We start from the raw sequence: 14,295 nt of genomic DNA on the forward strand, positions 1-14,295 counted from the left end.
CGCGCGATCAGAGTTCGTAGGAGACCGGTGCGGTACGCGCGGCGGCCGGCCGCCGGATCGGCCCGCCGGTACCGGCTTCCGTGTCGGCTCCGGCTTCCGCGCCGGTTCTGGCTTCCGCGCCGGTTCTGGCTTCCGCGCCGGCTTCCTCTCCGGCCCGGTCGTCGATCACGTCCGCCTGGGCGGCGATGGTGACGAGGTCGAACAGCTCTCCCGCGCGCACCGCTTTCGGCCACCGCGCGTCGAGCCGGCGGTACAGGTCGACGACCTTGAGCGAATCGCCGCCCACGGTGAAGAAGTTGTCCTCGGGGCCCGCGTCGCGGTGGCCGAGCACCTCGGCCCAGATCTCCCCGACGACCTGCCGCGTACCGGTCCGCCGCCCCCGGCCGGCCGGCCGTTCCGTACCCTCGGCGGCCGCGGGCGGCAGGGCGGCGAGCGCCGCGCGGTCCGCCTTGCCGGTGGCGGTGAGCGGCAGCCGTTCCACCGGCACGAAGCGGTTCGGCAGCGCCTGGTCGACCAGATGGCCGCGGCAGTGCCGGCGCAGGTCCCGCGGGTCCGGGGGCCCGTGCCCCGCGGCCGGTACGAGGAACGCGGTCAGCCGCGGCGCGTCGCCGTCCCGCTCCTCGCAGACCACCACGGCCTGCTCGACCACCGGATGGGTCTCGAGCGCGGCCTCGATCTCGCCGAGCTCCACGCGTGCGCCGCGGACCTTGACCTGGTGGTCGGTCCGGCCGTGGTAGTGCAGCGTGCCGTCGGCGTCGCGGCGGGCGAGGTCGCCGGTGCGGTAGAGGCGGGCGCCGGGCGGGCCGAACGGGTCGGCGACGAAGCGTTCGGCCGTGCGCCCGGGCGCGCGCGCGTAGCCGATGGCGACGAACGCGCCGCCCACGTACAGTTCGCCCAGTTCCCCGTCCGCGACCTCGCGCAGCCTCTCGTCCAGCACGCGGGCGGTGGCGCCGGGCCAGGGGCGGCCGATGGGGACGCGCTCCGCGGCGGGGTCGGGCCGGTCCTCGACGGTGCAGGAGACGACGGTCTCCGTGGGGCCGTACTCGTTGGCGAGCCGGGTGCCGGGCAGTCGCGCACGGTGGACGCGGACCAGTTCGGGCGTGCACACCTCGCCGGCGACGACCACCAGGCGCAGGCTGTCGGGGAGCCGTTCGGGGCCGGTCAGCAGCAGCCGGTAGTAGGACGGCACGACGACGAGGTGGGTCGCGCGGTGCCGGCGGGCCAACCGCACGAACTCGGCCGCCCGGCGCAGCTCGCGGGCGGTCGGCAGCAGCAGTGTGTGGCCGTTGGAGAACGACCAGAACATGCCGGCGAGCATGCCGTCGAACGACAGCCGCATCGCCATCAGGAAGATCGAGGGGCCGGTGCCGTACACGGCACCGCGCGGGCGGACGGAGTCGGCCAGCGCGCCGCGGCCGACCAGGACCCCCTTGGGGGTGCCGGTGGAGCCCGAGGTGTAGACGAGGTAGGCGGGGGCGCCCTCCGGGACCGCCGGCCCGGGGTCCGCGGCGGTGCGGGCGCCGGCCGCCGCCAGGGCGCCGAGGTCGAGGTCCTCGGCCGCCAGCCGGGGCGGCGCGTCCGGCAGCCCGGCCAGGTCCCGGTCGTCCCGGGAGGCGAGCACGACGGCGCAGTCGGTGTCGTGCAGCAGGGCCCGCAGCCTGTTCGGCGGCAGGTCGGGTTCGATGGCGGCCCAGACGGCTCCCACCCGCAGCGCGGCGAGTACCGCGGCGACGGCGAGTGCGCTCTGTTCCAGGCGGACGCACACGCTGGTGCCGGGCCGGGCGCCCGCCTCGCGCAGCAGCTCGGCGAGTCCGGCGGAGACCTCGTCGAGCTCCCGGTAGGTGAGCGAGGTGGCGCCGATGACGAGCGCGGTGGCCCGCGGGGTCCGGGCGGCCCGGGCGCGGAAGGCGTCGAGGAGCGACGGCTGGGGCGGGTGCGTCACGGCGGTCTCCTCAGGCGTCCCGGATCAGCAGACGGACGTGCCCGGTGGAGTCGGGCACCGGATGGTCCGCGGGCACCGCGAGGACCATGGGGCCCCCGTCCGCCGGTTCGGTCTCGGTCTGTGTGAAGCCGGCGAAGCGGAGGGTGACCAGCATGTTGCGGTTGACGGCGGTGGGCACGAAGTGCGTGACGGGCCGGCGGCCCTCGGCCCGCGCCCGCCGGATCAGATGGTTCAGCAGCAGCCCGCCGACGCCTCGTGAGGCGACCCGGCAGGACATCAGCATCAGCCGCAGCACCGCGTCCCGCGGCGTGAGCTCGGTGACGGACAGTCCGATGACGCCGTAGTCGCCGAAGCGGTCGCGGAGCCGGGCGAGCCGCACCTGGTGGCCGGGCGAGTCGATGAGCCCGCGCAGCTCCTCCTCGCCGTAGACCAGGCCCGTGCTGTTGAGCTGGTGGGTGCGCACGGTGAGTTCGCTGGCCCGCGCGAGGTCCTTCCCGGTGGCCGGGGCGACCTCCATGACGAGGCCGAGCGAGGCGAGGAACTCCTGGCGGTCGCCGCCGGCCTCCTCCTCGGCCTGCCGGCGCCGCCACTCGGTGCGGTAGAGCTGCCGGCGCCCGGCGGCCTCGGCCGTCACGTGCGCGGGGCGGAACTCGGGCCGGTCCGGAAGGCCGCCGGCGCGGTCGGCGGGGTAGCAACGGACGGCCGGGAGCGCGGAGGAGACCTCGGCGCGCTCGACCGGGTCGTTGTCGACGAACGCGATGGTGTCCAGTCCGATGTTGAGCGTCTCGGCGATGCGGCGGACCGCGGCGGACTTGTCCCCCCAGCCGATCCGCGCCGCGCAGAACCACTCGTCCAGGCCGCACGCCTCCAGGTGCGCGGTGGCCGTGTCGTGGTCGCCGCGGCTGACCGCGGCGTGCAGGATGCCGCGCTCGTCCAGCGTGCGCAGGACCCTCGGGACGTGCGGGAAGGGCCGGGGGTCGTCGCCCTCCAGCACGACGCCGTCCCACAGCGTGTCGTCCAGGTCCCAGATCAGGCACTTGACGGTCGGTGCGCCCGCCGCGGCCGTCATGCGCCCGCCCCGAAGCGGCGCACCAGATGTGCGGCTATGTGCATCTCGGACACCTGCTGCGCTCCTTCGATGATCTCCATGACCTTCGCGTCCCGGTAGTGGCGGCCGACGCGGCTGTCCGGCGCGCACCCGGCGGCGCCGAGGATCTGCACGGCGTCACGGCCGGCCGACGCCCCCGCGGCGGCGGCCGCGTACTTGGCCATGATCGTCTCGGTGACGCCGCGGCCCGGCCCGCCGGCCCGTGCCCGGGCGGCCCGGGCGGCGAGTTCGCGGGCCCCGGCGGCGTCCACCGCGATCCTGGCCAGCAGCGCGCCGACCGCCTGGTGCCGGCTGAGCGGCACCCCGCCCTGCGTCCGGGCGGCGGCGTGCGCGGCGGCGTCGGCCACGCACGCCTCGGCCATGCCGACGCAGCCCCAGGCGACCGTGAACCGGCCGTGGTCGAGCGCGGTCGCGGCGACGTGCGACAGGCCGGCGCCCGAGGGGGCGATCCGGTGGTCGGCCGGGACCCGGACGGCGTCCAGGGTGAGGTGGGCGATGCCGGCGGCCCGCATGCCGAGCTGGCCGCTGACCGGCTCGCGGCGCACACCGGGCCGGTCGGTCTCGACCAGGACGGCGGTGGGCCTGCCGCCGCTGCGGCCGAGTACCAGCAGTACGTCGGCGTCCTGCCCGAAGGTGACCCACCTCTTGCGGCCGGTCACGGTGAGCGCGGTGCCGTCCGCGGACTCCTCGATCTCGGTCCGCACCTCGGCGAGCGCGCTTCCCGCGCCCTCCTCGGTGGCCGCGAAGCCGGCCGTGAGGGTGCCGTCGGCCAGCGGCGGCAGCCAGTGGGCCCGCTGCTCGCGGGTGCCCCAGCGCAGCAGGGCCGCCGCGACCATCGACTGGACGGTGAGCAGGCCGCGCAGGGCGCTGCACACGCCGCCCAGGTGGGCGGCCACCTCGCCGAGTTCGGCGGGTTCCAGGCCGGCTCCGCCGTAACGGGCGGGCAGGTCGGGGGCGAGCAGGCCCGCCCGGGCCAGTTCGCGGCGCACTTCCGCCGGGACCCGGCCCTCCCGATCCCAGTCGGCGGCCGGGGTGCGGGCCTCGGCGGCGAACCCGGCGGCGGCCGCGACCAGCGGCGGCGCGCCGGCGGGCTCAGCGGTCGCCCGCACGGGTCCGGTCCGGCGTTTCGGCGCCGGTCTTGCGGCGGACGAACGCGGTGAGTCGGCGCGCGGTCCGGAAGCTGTCCAGGTCGAGGTCCTCCACCTCGACGGTGAGGTCGAAGCGCTGCTCGACGTAGGTGACCAGCTCCAGCGCGAACAGCGAGTCGACCAGGCCGAGTTCGAAGTAGTCGTCGTCGGGGCCGACCGGCCGCCGCAGCGCGTCGGTCAGGAACCGGGTGATCTCCCCGGTGATCTCCTCGGCGGTCTCCCCGGTGATCTCCCCGGCGGTCTCCCCGGTGCCGTGGCTCATGCGGTGCCCTCCCGTCCGTGCTGCGGACCGATCTCGACCAGCAGCGCGCTCCAGGCCGCCACCGGGCTGACGTTGAGGAGCACCGCCAGGTCGCCCTCGGCGAGTTCCCTGCCGGCCAGTGCGGTCCCGAGGTTGAGGAAGACGTCGTTCGGGCCGAGGTGTCCGAAGCGGCGGAGGTTCTCCCGGCAGGACGGCAGCAGCCCGATCTCCAGGGTCTCCTCGGTGAAGGCCAGTCCGCCGGCCGACAGGTTCTGGCTGGCGTAGCCGGCGATGTCGGCGCGGGTCAGGCCGTTGCGGGACAGCAGTTCGTCCACCAGTGCGCCGAGCCGGTTCCTGGTCTCCATGGCCAGCCGGAAGGAGTAGCCGGGCAGGTCCCGGCACTCCTCCCTCCACCGCGCGGTGGGCCGGTCGCGGTACTCCAGGCGGAAGAGGTCCCAGTAGCGGCCGTCGGTGCGCTGGACGAGGTCGAGCACCCGGATCGGCGCGGCGGGGTGCGGGCGGGTCAGCAGCAGCGCCTGGCCGCCGTCGCCGTTGACGGTCACCGGGTGCCGGTAGCGGGCCCCGCCCGCGGGCTTGCTGCCGTGTGCGACCAGCACGTGGCCGAGGGACGGGTCGGCGGCGAGCAGGCCGCGCGCGGCGAGCAGGGCCGGGGTGACGGACACACAGCCGAGGCCGCCGACCGTGAAGACCGTCGCCGCGTCGGCGCCCAGCGCGTGCTGGAGTCTCGTCGCGTCCGAGCTGATCAGGGTCTCCGGGGCGCGCGGCTCGATCACGATGAGCGCCCCGAGGGACGCGGCCGGCAGCCCCGCACGGTCCAGCGCGGCGCGGGCGGCGCGCTCGGCGAGGTCGTAGGAGGTCAGGCCGTCGTCCGCCAGGACCGTCTCGATGCCGAGGTTGAGACAGGTGAGGCGGTCCGCCTCGGACAGACCGGCCAGCTCGGGGAGTTCGGCGACGGTGTGCGTGCGGTCCGGCAGGTGCCGGCCGACCGCTTCGACCGCGACGGGCGCCGCGGTGTGGAACGTGACTTCAGCGCTCATGTGCGCTCCCACCCGTTCAAGGCTCGGACAGCGGAACACTACCGCCTTCTACGTGATTACGTAAGTACGTAATTCTGGGTCCAGGGTGGGCCCCGGTCTGGAATGCTGAGTCCCGCCCACCAGTCCCCCCCACGGAAGGCACCCATGTTGCAGACCCTCTGGAAGCGCCACGGCCTGGTGATGGCCGCGGGCGCCGTGTGCGTCCTCGTCAACGGCCAGGGCATCGGACCGCTGTGGCTCACCGGGATCGCCCTGCTGGGAGTCGGCATGCTGATGCGGGGGGCGATGACCCGCGCGCAGCGCCCGCCGCGCGACGAGGTGCCGCCGGTGGCCCTCGGCGTCCCCGTGGAGGGGCGCTGGACGGCGCGCAACGGGCCCGCCACCAAGGTCCCCAGCCACACCCACAACCTCGCGCAGACCTACGCCATCGACATGGCGCGCAGGCCGGCGCCGGACCCCGTGTGGTTCTGGCCGCCGGCGCGGCGCCCCGAGTCCTACCCGTCCTTCGGCGAGCCGCTGTTCGCCCCGGCCGACGGCCGGGTGGTGGCCGCCGCCGACGGCCAGCGGGACCACCTGTCGCGCTCCTCACTGGCCGGGCTGTTCTACGTACTCGCGGAGGGCTTCGTGCGCTCCCTCGGACTCCCCCGCCACCTGCTGGGCAACCATCTCGTCCTCGACCTGGGCGACGGGGTGTACGCGGTCTTCGCACACCTGCGGCGCGGCTCGCTGAAGGTGGCCGTGGGCGACCGGGTGACGGCCGGCCGCCCGTTGGCCGAGTGCGGCAACTCGGGCAACTCCTCCGAGCCCCACCTGCACTTCCAGCTCATGGACGGCCCCGACATCACCTCGGCCCGCGGTCTGCGCTTCACCTGGCACTACCGGGACGACGAGGGCGGGGAGCACCGGGGGGTTCCCGAGGACAACACCCACTTCACCCCGGTGCGGTCCGCCGCGGCCGACCGGACGGACCCCTACGCCGCGCCGTAGCCGGGTTCGAGCACGAAGCAGACCCGCCGGACACGGCCGTCGGGGGCGAACTCACCGAAGGCGAAGACCTCCTGGCTCTTCTTCGGGTTGCCGCCACGGCTGGTGGTGTAGCGGACCGCGAAGCGGTCGCCCTCCCGCAGCGTCTCGTGCACCTCCACCGGGTAGCTGTGCTTCCGCTTCCGTCCGTCCTCCAGGGCCTTCAGCACACCGGAGCGCTGCATCACCTTCCCCCCGACCTGGTGCACCGCGTCCGGGGTGTGGAAACGGTCGTGGGCCTCGGCGGCCGGCACCGCCGGGTCGTACCCGGCGGCGTAGTAGGCCCGCAGGTAGTGGGCGGGGTCCTGGGCCGGCGTCGGCTCGGCCCCGTCGGCCGGCGGCGGCGCCGGGACGGCGCCCGGCGTGGGGCGGGCCGCGGCGTCGGACGGAGCGCTCCCGCCATGCCCGGCCCAGCCCGGCCGGCTGGCGGAGAAGGCGTCGGAGCGGGCCACCCGCCCGTCCCCGGCCATCTCGGCGAACACGGCCGCGTCCGTGGCGCTCTGGAACTTCCAAGCCATGGGCGTGCTGATGGTGTACCGGGCGGCGGCCCGGTCCCCCTCCACGACCAGCTCGTGGACGTACAGCTCGTAGGGCGCGTCGAGGGAGCGCCGGGAGCGGAGGCTGCGCATGATCTTCTTGTGGTCCCAGAGCCTGCCGTTGACCCGGTGGGGGCCGTCGGGCAGGTGATAGCGCTCCCACACCTCCTCCACCGGGTCGTTCCCGTCGATGGCGTCGGAGTGGTAGGCGCGGAGGTAGCCGATGAAGTCCTCCGCGGCGGTGGGACGGTGTGTGGTGCTCATGACGCTCTCCCGGTTCTCTCTGTGGGGATGGCACCGCCCCCGGGGCCCAGAGGCGGCACGGTGTTGATACGGAACTCCCTGCGGAGGGCGGCCCGGGCCGCGTGGTGGCCGCACATGCCGTGCACGCTGGGGCCGGGCGGCGTCGACGCGGAGCACAGGTACACCCCGGGCAGGGGGGTGCGGTACGGGTTCCAGGCGGGCACCGGCCGGAACACGGACTGCGTGAGCGTGATGGCCCCCGCCCCGATGTCCCCGCCGGGATAGTTCGGGTTGTACGTCTCGTAGTCGGCCGCCGGCACCCCGCGCGCCGCGATGACCGTGTCGGAGAAGCCGGGCGCGTACCGCTCGATGCGGCGGGTGATCAGCGGCACCGGGTCCCGGGTGTCGCCGTTGGGCACATGCGCGTAGGCCCACACCGGGCGGCGGCCGCCCACGGCACGGCCGGGGTCGGTCACGGCCGGGTCGACCAGCAGCACGAACGGCTCCTCGGTGGCCTCCCCCCGCACGGCCGCGCGCTCCGCCGCGAGCATCTCGGCGCGGGTGCCGCCCAGGTGCACGGTTCCGGCCCGCCCCACCTCGGGGTCGGCCCACGGGATGGGTTCGCCGACCAGGAAGTCGGCCTTCGCGGCACCCGGACCGTAGCCGAAGCGCTCCAGCGCCCGGCGGTAGCCCGGCGGCAGCCGGTCGCCGGCCAGCTCCAGCAGCCCGCGCGGGGTGGTGTCCAGCATGACCACCCGGGCGTCCACCTCCGCGAGGTCGGTGATCCGGTGGCCGGTGTGCAGCACCCCGCCGTGCGCCCGCAGGTCGTCGGCCAGGGCCTGCGCGATGCGGGCGCTGCCGCCCTGCGGCAGCGGCCAGCCGGTCGCGTGCGCCAGGTGCCCCAGCAGCAGCGCGATGGCGCCGGAGGGCGGGCTGGGCAGCCGCCCCACCGCGTGCGCCGCGACCCCGGTGAGCAGTGCGCGGGCCGCCTCGGTGCGCAGCCCGTCGCCTCTCAGCAGGTGCCCGAGCACGCGCGGACCGAGCAGCAGCGGAACGGCGAGGTCACGCGGCACGGACCGCTGGCCGGACAGCAGGAAGTCGGTCACCCCTGTACTGTGCCGCACCAGCGGTGCCATCAATCGCCGCCAGCGCCGCCCGTCCGGGCCGAGCCGTTCGCAGGTCTCCTCGAGATCGCGGTGGGCGAGCGCGGCGCCACCGTCCAGCGGGTGCGCGTAGGGGACCGGCGGCTGCAGCATCCGGACGCCGCGGGACGCGAGGTCGAACTCGCGGAAGAACGCCGACGCGGCCGCCATCGGGTGCACGGCGGCGCAGACGTCGTGCCGGATCCCGGAGTCGAACAGGGCCTCGCCGCGCAGACCGCCGCCGATGGTGTCGGCCTGCTCGTGGACGTGCACGGCCAGTCCGGCACGCGCCATGGTGACGGCGGCGGCCAGGCCGTTCGGACCACTGCCGACGACGGCGACGTCGGCACGCGTCATGCCGGCACGCCCTCGGCGGCGAACTGCTGGCCGGCGAGTCTGCGGTACACCTCGTCGGCCTCCATCAGCTCCTGGTGGGTGCCGATCGCCCGCACACGCCCCTCCTCCATCACGATGATGCGGTCGGCCCGCACGATGGTGGACAGCCGGTGCGCGATGGCCAGCACGGCGCACTCGCGGGCTGCTTCCGTGATCGCGTCGCGCAGCGCCGCCTCGGTGTCGCTGTCCAGGTGCGCGGTGACCTCGTCCAGCAGGATCACCTCCGGCCGCTGCAGCAGCGTACGGGCGATGGCGAGCCGCTGCCGCTGGCCGCCGGACAGGCCCGCGCCCCGCTCGCCGAGTTCCGTGTCGAGCCCGCCGGGCAGTTCGGCGACGAAGCCGTCCAGACTGGCCAGCCGCAGCGCGCGGGCGACCTCGGTCCCGTCGGCGCCGGGGTTGGCGTACATCAGGTTCTCCCGGATCGTGCCGCGCAGCAGCGGGGCGTCCTGCTCGACGTAGCCGACCATGGAGCGCAGTTCGGCCAGCCGGAGGCCGGCGATGTCCCGGCCCCCGACCCGGACCGTGCCGGTGTCGGGGCGGTGGAAGCGCTCGATGAGCTGGAACAGCGTCGTCTTGCCCGCGCCGGAGGAGCCGACGATCGCGGTCAGACCGCGGTCCGGCACGGTGAACGAGACGTTCCGCAGCACCGGGACGCCCTCCTGGTAGGAGAAGTCGACGCCCTCGAAGCCGACCGCGGGCGCCGGCTCCGCGTCGGACTCCCGCTCCCGGGGCTCCCGGGGCTCCTTGGACTCCCCGGGCTCCTTGAACTCCTTGGACTCCGCCGCCCCCGGCCGGGCGGCCGCCTCGTCCTCCTCCTGCGGGACCGCCCCCAGCTCCGTCACCCGCTGGACGGCGGCGCGGCCCTGCTGGATCTGACCGATCGACATGAAGAGCATCACCAGCGGCGCCACCAGGTAGAACAGGTACATCACGAACGACGTGAGGTCGGCGGGCGACAGCGATCCGGTGGCCACCCGGGCCATACCCCAGGAGATGACGACGGCCAGCGAGAGCTGCGTGCCGACGTTCATCGTCGGGGTGAGCAGCGCGCTGAACCCGGCGACCCGGATCCCGCTGCGCCGGGCCCGGTCGGCCAGTCCCGCCAGCTCCTCGGTCTCCCGCTCCTCGGCGCGCGAGGCCTTGACCGTGGTGATGGCGCCGAGCACCCGCTGCAGACCCGAGCCGAACGCGCCGATCTCCTCCCGGTTCCGCAGTGCGGCGACGCGCACCCGGCGGGCCAGCAGCAGCGCGGCGACACTGGCCAGTCCCAGGCAGCCGACCGTGGTGAGCAGCAGTCTCCAGTCGAGCCGGGCCATCAGCACGACGCCGCCGACCACCATGAACACGGAGGTGACCACCTGAGCCAGCGCCTGCGCGATGATCAGACACGCCACGGAGGTGTCGGAGACGGTGCGCGCGAAGACGTCACCGTGCTCCAGACGCGAGAAGTGGGGGATCTGGCTGCGCAGCAGGCGCCCGCCCAGGACCCGCCGGGCGTCGAAGGCGATGTTCTCGCCGGCCCGGCCGATCGCGTAGGCGTGCCCCGCGCCCAGCGCCGCGTCCACGACGAAGAACAGCGCGATGAACGTGATGGGCCAGGCGATCGACTCCTCCCGGGACACCGCCTCGATCAACCGGCCCAGCATCCAGGGCTGAGCGAGCGTGGCCGCCGCCCCGACCAGTCCCATGCCGACGCCGGCGATCAGCAGGGCCCGGTGGCGGCGGACTATCTCCCGGAGGTTCATGCCGGCTTGGTGTAGGAGGCGACGAACAGACCGGCCTCGGGGACGTAGTCGGTCCGCTGCCAGTCGCTGTAACGGCCCTCGGGCCGCAACCCGGCGGCCCGCGCGTAGTCGTCCACCTCGTCGGGGGTGAGCAGCCGCACGGTCTCGGTGCCGACGCGGTGGGTGCCGTCCGACTCGAACCACACGGTGGACACGTGCCAGACCTGGTTGTCCATCAGGAGTGTGGCGTGCATCTGGATGCCGGTGTTCGGCTCCGGGTAGGGCACGAACATCGTGGTGCGCGTCAGGCCCTCGTGCTGGGCCACGATGCCCGGGCGGTTGTGCGTCTCGATCAGCAGCCGTCCGCCGGGCCGCAGGTGCTCGGCCGCGCGGGCGACGGCCTCCCGCTGCCCCTCGGGGTCGAGGATCAGCGCGAGCGTGGAGCAGACGCAGTAGACCAGGCCGTACCGGCGGTCGCCGCGGTAGGTGCGGATGTCGCCGAGTTCGGCGACCACCTCCCCCCGGTCGGCCTTCTTCTCCAGCGCCGTCAGCATCTCCTGCGAGGAGTCCACCCCGGTGACCGGACCGACGCGGTGCGACAGCGGCAGTGCGATCCGGCCGGTTCCGACACCGAGCTCCAGGGTGCCCTGGGCGGGGTCCGGGTGGAACCCCGCCAGGGCCTCGACGGTGGCCCGGGTGGCGGCGTCGTCCTGGAAGATGCGGTCGTACCAGCCCTCGAACTGTTTGCCGTAGCCGATGTCCGCGATCGTCATGGTTCTCCGTTTCTCGGTGGGTGGGAACTCCCGCAGCGGGGCGCCGGTCTCAGGCGGCCTGCAGGAAGGCCGGGGTGGCGGGGTTCATCGCCTGGTAGGTGGAGACGTACAGGACCTCCGGCTCCTCGCTGTCGTCGTGGCCGGCGGCACGGACCACGGCGAACTGGAAACCGCGCACCTCGGACACGTTCGGCGAGTCCCTGATCTGCTTCCTGATGAATTCGGCCAGGACCCGGAAGGGCGGCGAACCGGTCGGGTCCTCCCCCTTGGAGATGTTCTTGAGAATGGCGCTGCAGATATCGAAGACGGCCTTCTCCGTCCGGCGGGAGGAGAACCAGAAAGCCTGGCTCATCCTGCGGTTCTGGATGAGTTCGAGTTCGATCCAGGCGGACGTGTCACGGTTCTCGTCGAGGGTCCGGTAGAGGTAGTGGTAGTCGTGTGTGGCGGGATTCGGCGCGAAGAACTTCCAGTTCGGCACGAGGGAGAACAGGTCCTTCTCCCGCGCGCGCTCGAAGGCCGCGTTCGGGTGCTGCGCCGCCAGCGTCGTCACCAGCAGGGCCGCGCCCGCCAGGCGCGTCACGGCGCCGGGTCCGGTGAAGGCGTCCTTGATGAATGCGGTGGGGTTCACTTCTGCTCGTCCTCCTTCTCGGGCTTCTCGGGCTTCCCCCGCTCCGCGGGGAGCCCTCCGGCCGGGGCCGCGGCGTCCGCAGCGGCCGGCGGCATGCAGTGCTGCTCGACGAAGGCCGCCATCAGGTCCGCGGCGGTGCGCGCGTGGCGCGCGTCGGTCAGGATCGAGTCGTGCCCCGCGCGCTCCACGACGGTGACGTCGCCGTACCGGCCGGCCGCCTGGTGGGAGCGGGCGATGTCGTGGTACATCAGCAGCTGTTCGGGATCGATGTCCACGGTCACCTGCGCGGCGATGACCAGGCCCGGGGCGGGCACCGGGTCCAGTTCCCCGTCGAAGGTCTCGAACTCCCGGCGGACCACCTCCCACTCCCGCTCCGCGGCCGTCCACAGCCGCGAGTCGGTGTAGAGGGAGAACACCTTCTCCCGGTAGGGGTAGGGCAGGTCGTCCACCCACCGGGGCCGCGCCATCAGCGCGCCGCAGCCCAGCTTCGTCCAGCGCGCCATCTCCTTCAGGGAGTCGGTGAACAGCTCGCTGCCCTTCTTCTGCTTGCCCGACCGCACGAGCTGCCCCGGGTGGGTGGGGTCGAGGTAGACCACACCGGCCAGCCGGTCGCCGAGCCGTTCCGCGGCCCGCCGGTTCAGGTCCGCGCCCAGCGAGTGCCCGACGAGCACCACCTTGCGGTCCTCCGGCAGGGCCTGGCGGATCAGGTCCTCCAGGTCGTCCACCGACTCCTGCAGGCTGTAGGGGGCGTCCTTCACCCGGCGGCTGGGGCCGTAGCCGGCGCGGGAGTAGGTCACCACGGGCTGGCCGGAGTCGAACGCCAGCCGCTCGACCATCCACGCGAAGTGCTCGGAGGTCGAGGCGAGGCCGTGGTTGAAGACGAGGACCGGACGGCCGGGGATGTCGCGGCCGCCGGTGTCGTACTGCAGCACGTTGCCGGACCGGGTGGTGACGGTGCGGGACATCGGCCACCCGGCGACGGCCCGGGCGCGCCGCTGGGTGGCCAGCACGGCCGCTCCCGCGACGCCGCCGGCCAGCAGCGCCAGCGCGGTCCTGACCATGCGGTCGTCCCGGCCGGCCACCGCCGGGAGCGTCCGCGGCGCGGTCGTGTAGGCGACCATGGGGTGCATCGCGGGGAAGGCGGTCATGAACCGGCCCAGCCCCATGACGAAGGCGTTGGCGACGTGGAAGCCGCCGGCCGCGCCGATCATCGGCCGGGTCAGCCGCCCGCCGGCCAGGTAGACGACCGGGAAGAGGCACTCCATCGCCAGGACCCCGTGCTGCAGGACCTTGCTGGAACGGGGGTAGCGCCGGGTCAGCCGGTAGGCGCGCTCGAAGCCGTAGGTGCGGGTCCGCATCACGCCGGGCAGGGCCGAGCCGTCCCGCCACTTGGTTCCCGCCAGCTTCGTCCAGCCGGACGCCGCGTAGGACATGTTGGCCTGGAGCGCCAGGTACCACATCAGGGCGTCCTTGACCTGCGGGCTGTTCGACAGCCGGGCCAGACCGGTGACCGCCTGCACCTGTGTGGCGACCTGGTCCGAGCCGTCCGTGCCGTAGCGGTGGCGGGCCTGCAGGAGCGTGGTGGTGGCTCCGAGGTAGAGGTTGCCCGCGGCCCGCCACTTGCCGTTCCCCGGCATGAGCATTCCCAGGCTGCAGGCCACGCGCGTCGCGTGCAGGGCCAGGGTGGTCCGCCTGCCGCTCACGGCGTTGGTGAGCTTCTGGATGGCGGGGACCCTGCTCTCCGGGGTCTGCTTCATGATCTCCCAGTCGTTGAGACCACCGGGACCCAGATTCCGATGCTGGTGAAGATATTCCAGAGAGGAGGAGAGGCTGGAGAGGGCGGCGAGGCGTTCCGATACGCCTATCGCCCGGTCCCTGGAAATCGGAATCGGTGAGAACAGCGAAGAAGAGATCTTCTTTAGCATCTTCATGCCGAGGCTTTCCTCTGCGTCGTGCCGGCCGAGGGTAGGGTTGCGAGGGCTGCCGGGCCGCGATTCCGCCGCGGCCCGACAGCTCTCTCAGCTCCCGGGGGGCAGCCCCCGGAAGTTTCCTTCAGAAGCCCGTGGGGCCTTTGAACAGATGGTGCTCAGCGGCAGAACGGGTCAGCCCGCGGTGCGACCGGCCTCGTACGCCTGGACGGTGACCCACGCGGCGCCGGCGCCGCCGGCGAACCCCACGCCGAAGGCGACCAGACCCGGGGTGGCCTGGATGGGCATCATCGCGCCGAACTCACCGTGGGTCTCGTCCGTCAGCTCCTCGGGGGTGACGGCGACGACGCTCTCAACGATCTTGCTCATTCCACTCTCCTTCGGGAATCGACTGTCGTACGACGG

The 14,295-nt window shown here is 73.9% G+C and carries 13 protein-coding genes; 1 reads left to right on the forward strand and 12 read right to left on the reverse strand.

The window, feature by feature from the left end; all coding sequences use genetic code 11:
* Positions 1 to 7: 7 nt before the first annotated feature.
* From BM237_RS01455 to BM237_RS01475, 5 genes are read right to left on the reverse strand one after another with little or no spacing between them, the layout of a single operon-like run.
* A complete protein-coding gene (locus BM237_RS01455) occupies positions 8 to 1,942 on the reverse strand; it encodes a non-ribosomal peptide synthetase (RefSeq protein ID WP_093846885.1) in 1,935 nt (644 codons plus the stop codon).
* Between the two features lie 10 nt (positions 1,943 to 1,952).
* Positions 1,953 to 3,011: an HAD-IIIC family phosphatase gene (locus BM237_RS01460; RefSeq protein ID WP_093846887.1), complete on the reverse strand. Its 1,059-nt coding sequence runs from the start codon at positions 3,009 to 3,011 to the stop codon at positions 1,953 to 1,955.
* On the reverse strand, positions 3,008 to 4,159 hold the full coding sequence (locus tag BM237_RS01465) for an acyl-CoA dehydrogenase family protein (protein ID WP_093846889.1): 1,152 nt from the start codon (positions 4,157 to 4,159) through the stop codon (positions 3,008 to 3,010). The genes BM237_RS01460 and BM237_RS01465 overlap by 4 nt, the downstream gene beginning before the upstream one ends.
* On the reverse strand, positions 4,143 to 4,460 hold the full coding sequence (locus BM237_RS01470) for an acyl carrier protein (protein WP_093846890.1): 318 nt from the start codon (positions 4,458 to 4,460) through the stop codon (positions 4,143 to 4,145). Before BM237_RS01470 ends, BM237_RS01465 begins: the two co-directional genes overlap by 17 nt.
* Positions 4,457 to 5,497 (reverse strand): 3-oxoacyl-ACP synthase, encoded by a 1,041-nt coding sequence (locus BM237_RS01475; protein ID WP_093846892.1) that lies wholly within the window; start codon positions 5,495 to 5,497, stop codon positions 4,457 to 4,459. The genes BM237_RS01470 and BM237_RS01475 overlap by 4 nt, the downstream gene beginning before the upstream one ends.
* A gap of 144 nt (positions 5,498 to 5,641) precedes the next feature.
* Here BM237_RS01475 and BM237_RS01480 point away from each other — a divergent pair, with 144 nt between their 5' ends.
* Positions 5,642 to 6,484 carry a M23 family metallopeptidase gene (locus BM237_RS01480; RefSeq protein ID WP_093846894.1) on the forward strand — a complete coding sequence of 281 codons (843 nt, stop codon included), beginning with the start codon at positions 5,642 to 5,644 and terminating at the stop codon, positions 6,482 to 6,484.
* Here the strand turns inward: BM237_RS01480 and BM237_RS01485 are convergent.
* From BM237_RS01485 to BM237_RS01515, 7 genes are all read right to left on the reverse strand, one after another.
* A complete protein-coding gene (locus BM237_RS01485; protein WP_093846896.1) occupies positions 6,469 to 7,320 on the reverse strand; it encodes a hypothetical protein in 852 nt (283 codons plus the stop codon). The two genes, BM237_RS01480 and BM237_RS01485, sit on opposite strands and share 16 nt — an antisense overlap.
* Positions 7,317 to 8,798, reverse strand: coding sequence for a phytoene desaturase family protein (locus BM237_RS01490; RefSeq protein WP_093846898.1), 1,482 nt, complete (start codon positions 8,796 to 8,798; stop codon positions 7,317 to 7,319). Before BM237_RS01490 ends, BM237_RS01485 begins: the two co-directional genes overlap by 4 nt.
* On the reverse strand, positions 8,795 to 10,582 hold the full coding sequence (locus BM237_RS01495) for an ABC transporter ATP-binding protein (protein WP_093846900.1): 1,788 nt from the start codon (positions 10,580 to 10,582) through the stop codon (positions 8,795 to 8,797). Before BM237_RS01495 ends, BM237_RS01490 begins: the two co-directional genes overlap by 4 nt.
* Positions 10,579 to 11,334 carry a class I SAM-dependent methyltransferase gene (locus BM237_RS01500; RefSeq protein ID WP_093846902.1) on the reverse strand — a complete coding sequence of 252 codons (756 nt, stop codon included), beginning with the start codon at positions 11,332 to 11,334 and terminating at the stop codon, positions 10,579 to 10,581. Before BM237_RS01500 ends, BM237_RS01495 begins: the two co-directional genes overlap by 4 nt.
* 49 nt (positions 11,335 to 11,383) lie before the next feature.
* Positions 11,384 to 11,962, reverse strand: coding sequence for a hypothetical protein (locus BM237_RS01505; RefSeq protein ID WP_093846904.1), 579 nt, complete (start codon positions 11,960 to 11,962; stop codon positions 11,384 to 11,386).
* Entirely contained in the window at positions 11,959 to 13,719 is a 1,761-nt protein-coding gene (locus BM237_RS01510; protein ID WP_093846906.1) for an alpha/beta fold hydrolase, read from the reverse strand. The genes BM237_RS01505 and BM237_RS01510 overlap by 4 nt, the downstream gene beginning before the upstream one ends.
* Positions 13,720 to 14,064: 345 nt before the next feature.
* Positions 14,065 to 14,259, reverse strand: coding sequence for a hypothetical protein (locus BM237_RS01515; RefSeq protein WP_093846908.1), 195 nt, complete (start codon positions 14,257 to 14,259; stop codon positions 14,065 to 14,067).
* Positions 14,260 to 14,295: the final 36 nt, after the last annotated feature.

Source organism: Streptomyces mangrovi (assembly GCF_900114215.1).
GTDB classification, from domain to species: Bacteria; Actinomycetota; Actinomycetes; order Streptomycetales; family Streptomycetaceae; genus Streptomyces; species Streptomyces barkulensis.

Excerpts from the sequence above, each read along its gene's own strand:
- BM237_RS01460 (WP_093846887.1), bottom strand. The coding sequence starts at position 3,011 with ATGACGGCCGCGGCGGGCGCACCGACCGTCAAGTGCCTGATCTGGGAC.
- BM237_RS01470 (WP_093846890.1), bottom strand. The coding sequence starts at position 4,460 with ATGAGCCACGGCACCGGGGAGACCGCCGGGGAGATCACCGGGGAGACC.
- BM237_RS01475 (WP_093846892.1), bottom strand. The coding sequence starts at position 5,497 with ATGAGCGCTGAAGTCACGTTCCACACCGCGGCGCCCGTCGCGGTCGAA.
- BM237_RS01480 (WP_093846894.1), top strand. The coding sequence starts at position 5,642 with ATGTTGCAGACCCTCTGGAAGCGCCACGGCCTGGTGATGGCCGCGGGC.
- BM237_RS01485 (WP_093846896.1), bottom strand. The coding sequence starts at position 7,320 with ATGAGCACCACACACCGTCCCACCGCCGCGGAGGACTTCATCGGCTAC.
- BM237_RS01490 (WP_093846898.1), bottom strand. The coding sequence starts at position 8,798 with ATGACGCGTGCCGACGTCGCCGTCGTCGGCAGTGGTCCGAACGGCCTG.
- BM237_RS01495 (WP_093846900.1), bottom strand. The coding sequence starts at position 10,582 with ATGAACCTCCGGGAGATAGTCCGCCGCCACCGGGCCCTGCTGATCGCC.
- BM237_RS01500 (WP_093846902.1), bottom strand. The coding sequence starts at position 11,334 with ATGACGATCGCGGACATCGGCTACGGCAAACAGTTCGAGGGCTGGTAC.
- BM237_RS01510 (WP_093846906.1), bottom strand. The coding sequence starts at position 13,719 with ATGAAGCAGACCCCGGAGAGCAGGGTCCCCGCCATCCAGAAGCTCACC.
- BM237_RS01515 (WP_093846908.1), bottom strand. The coding sequence starts at position 14,259 with ATGAGCAAGATCGTTGAGAGCGTCGTCGCCGTCACCCCCGAGGAGCTG.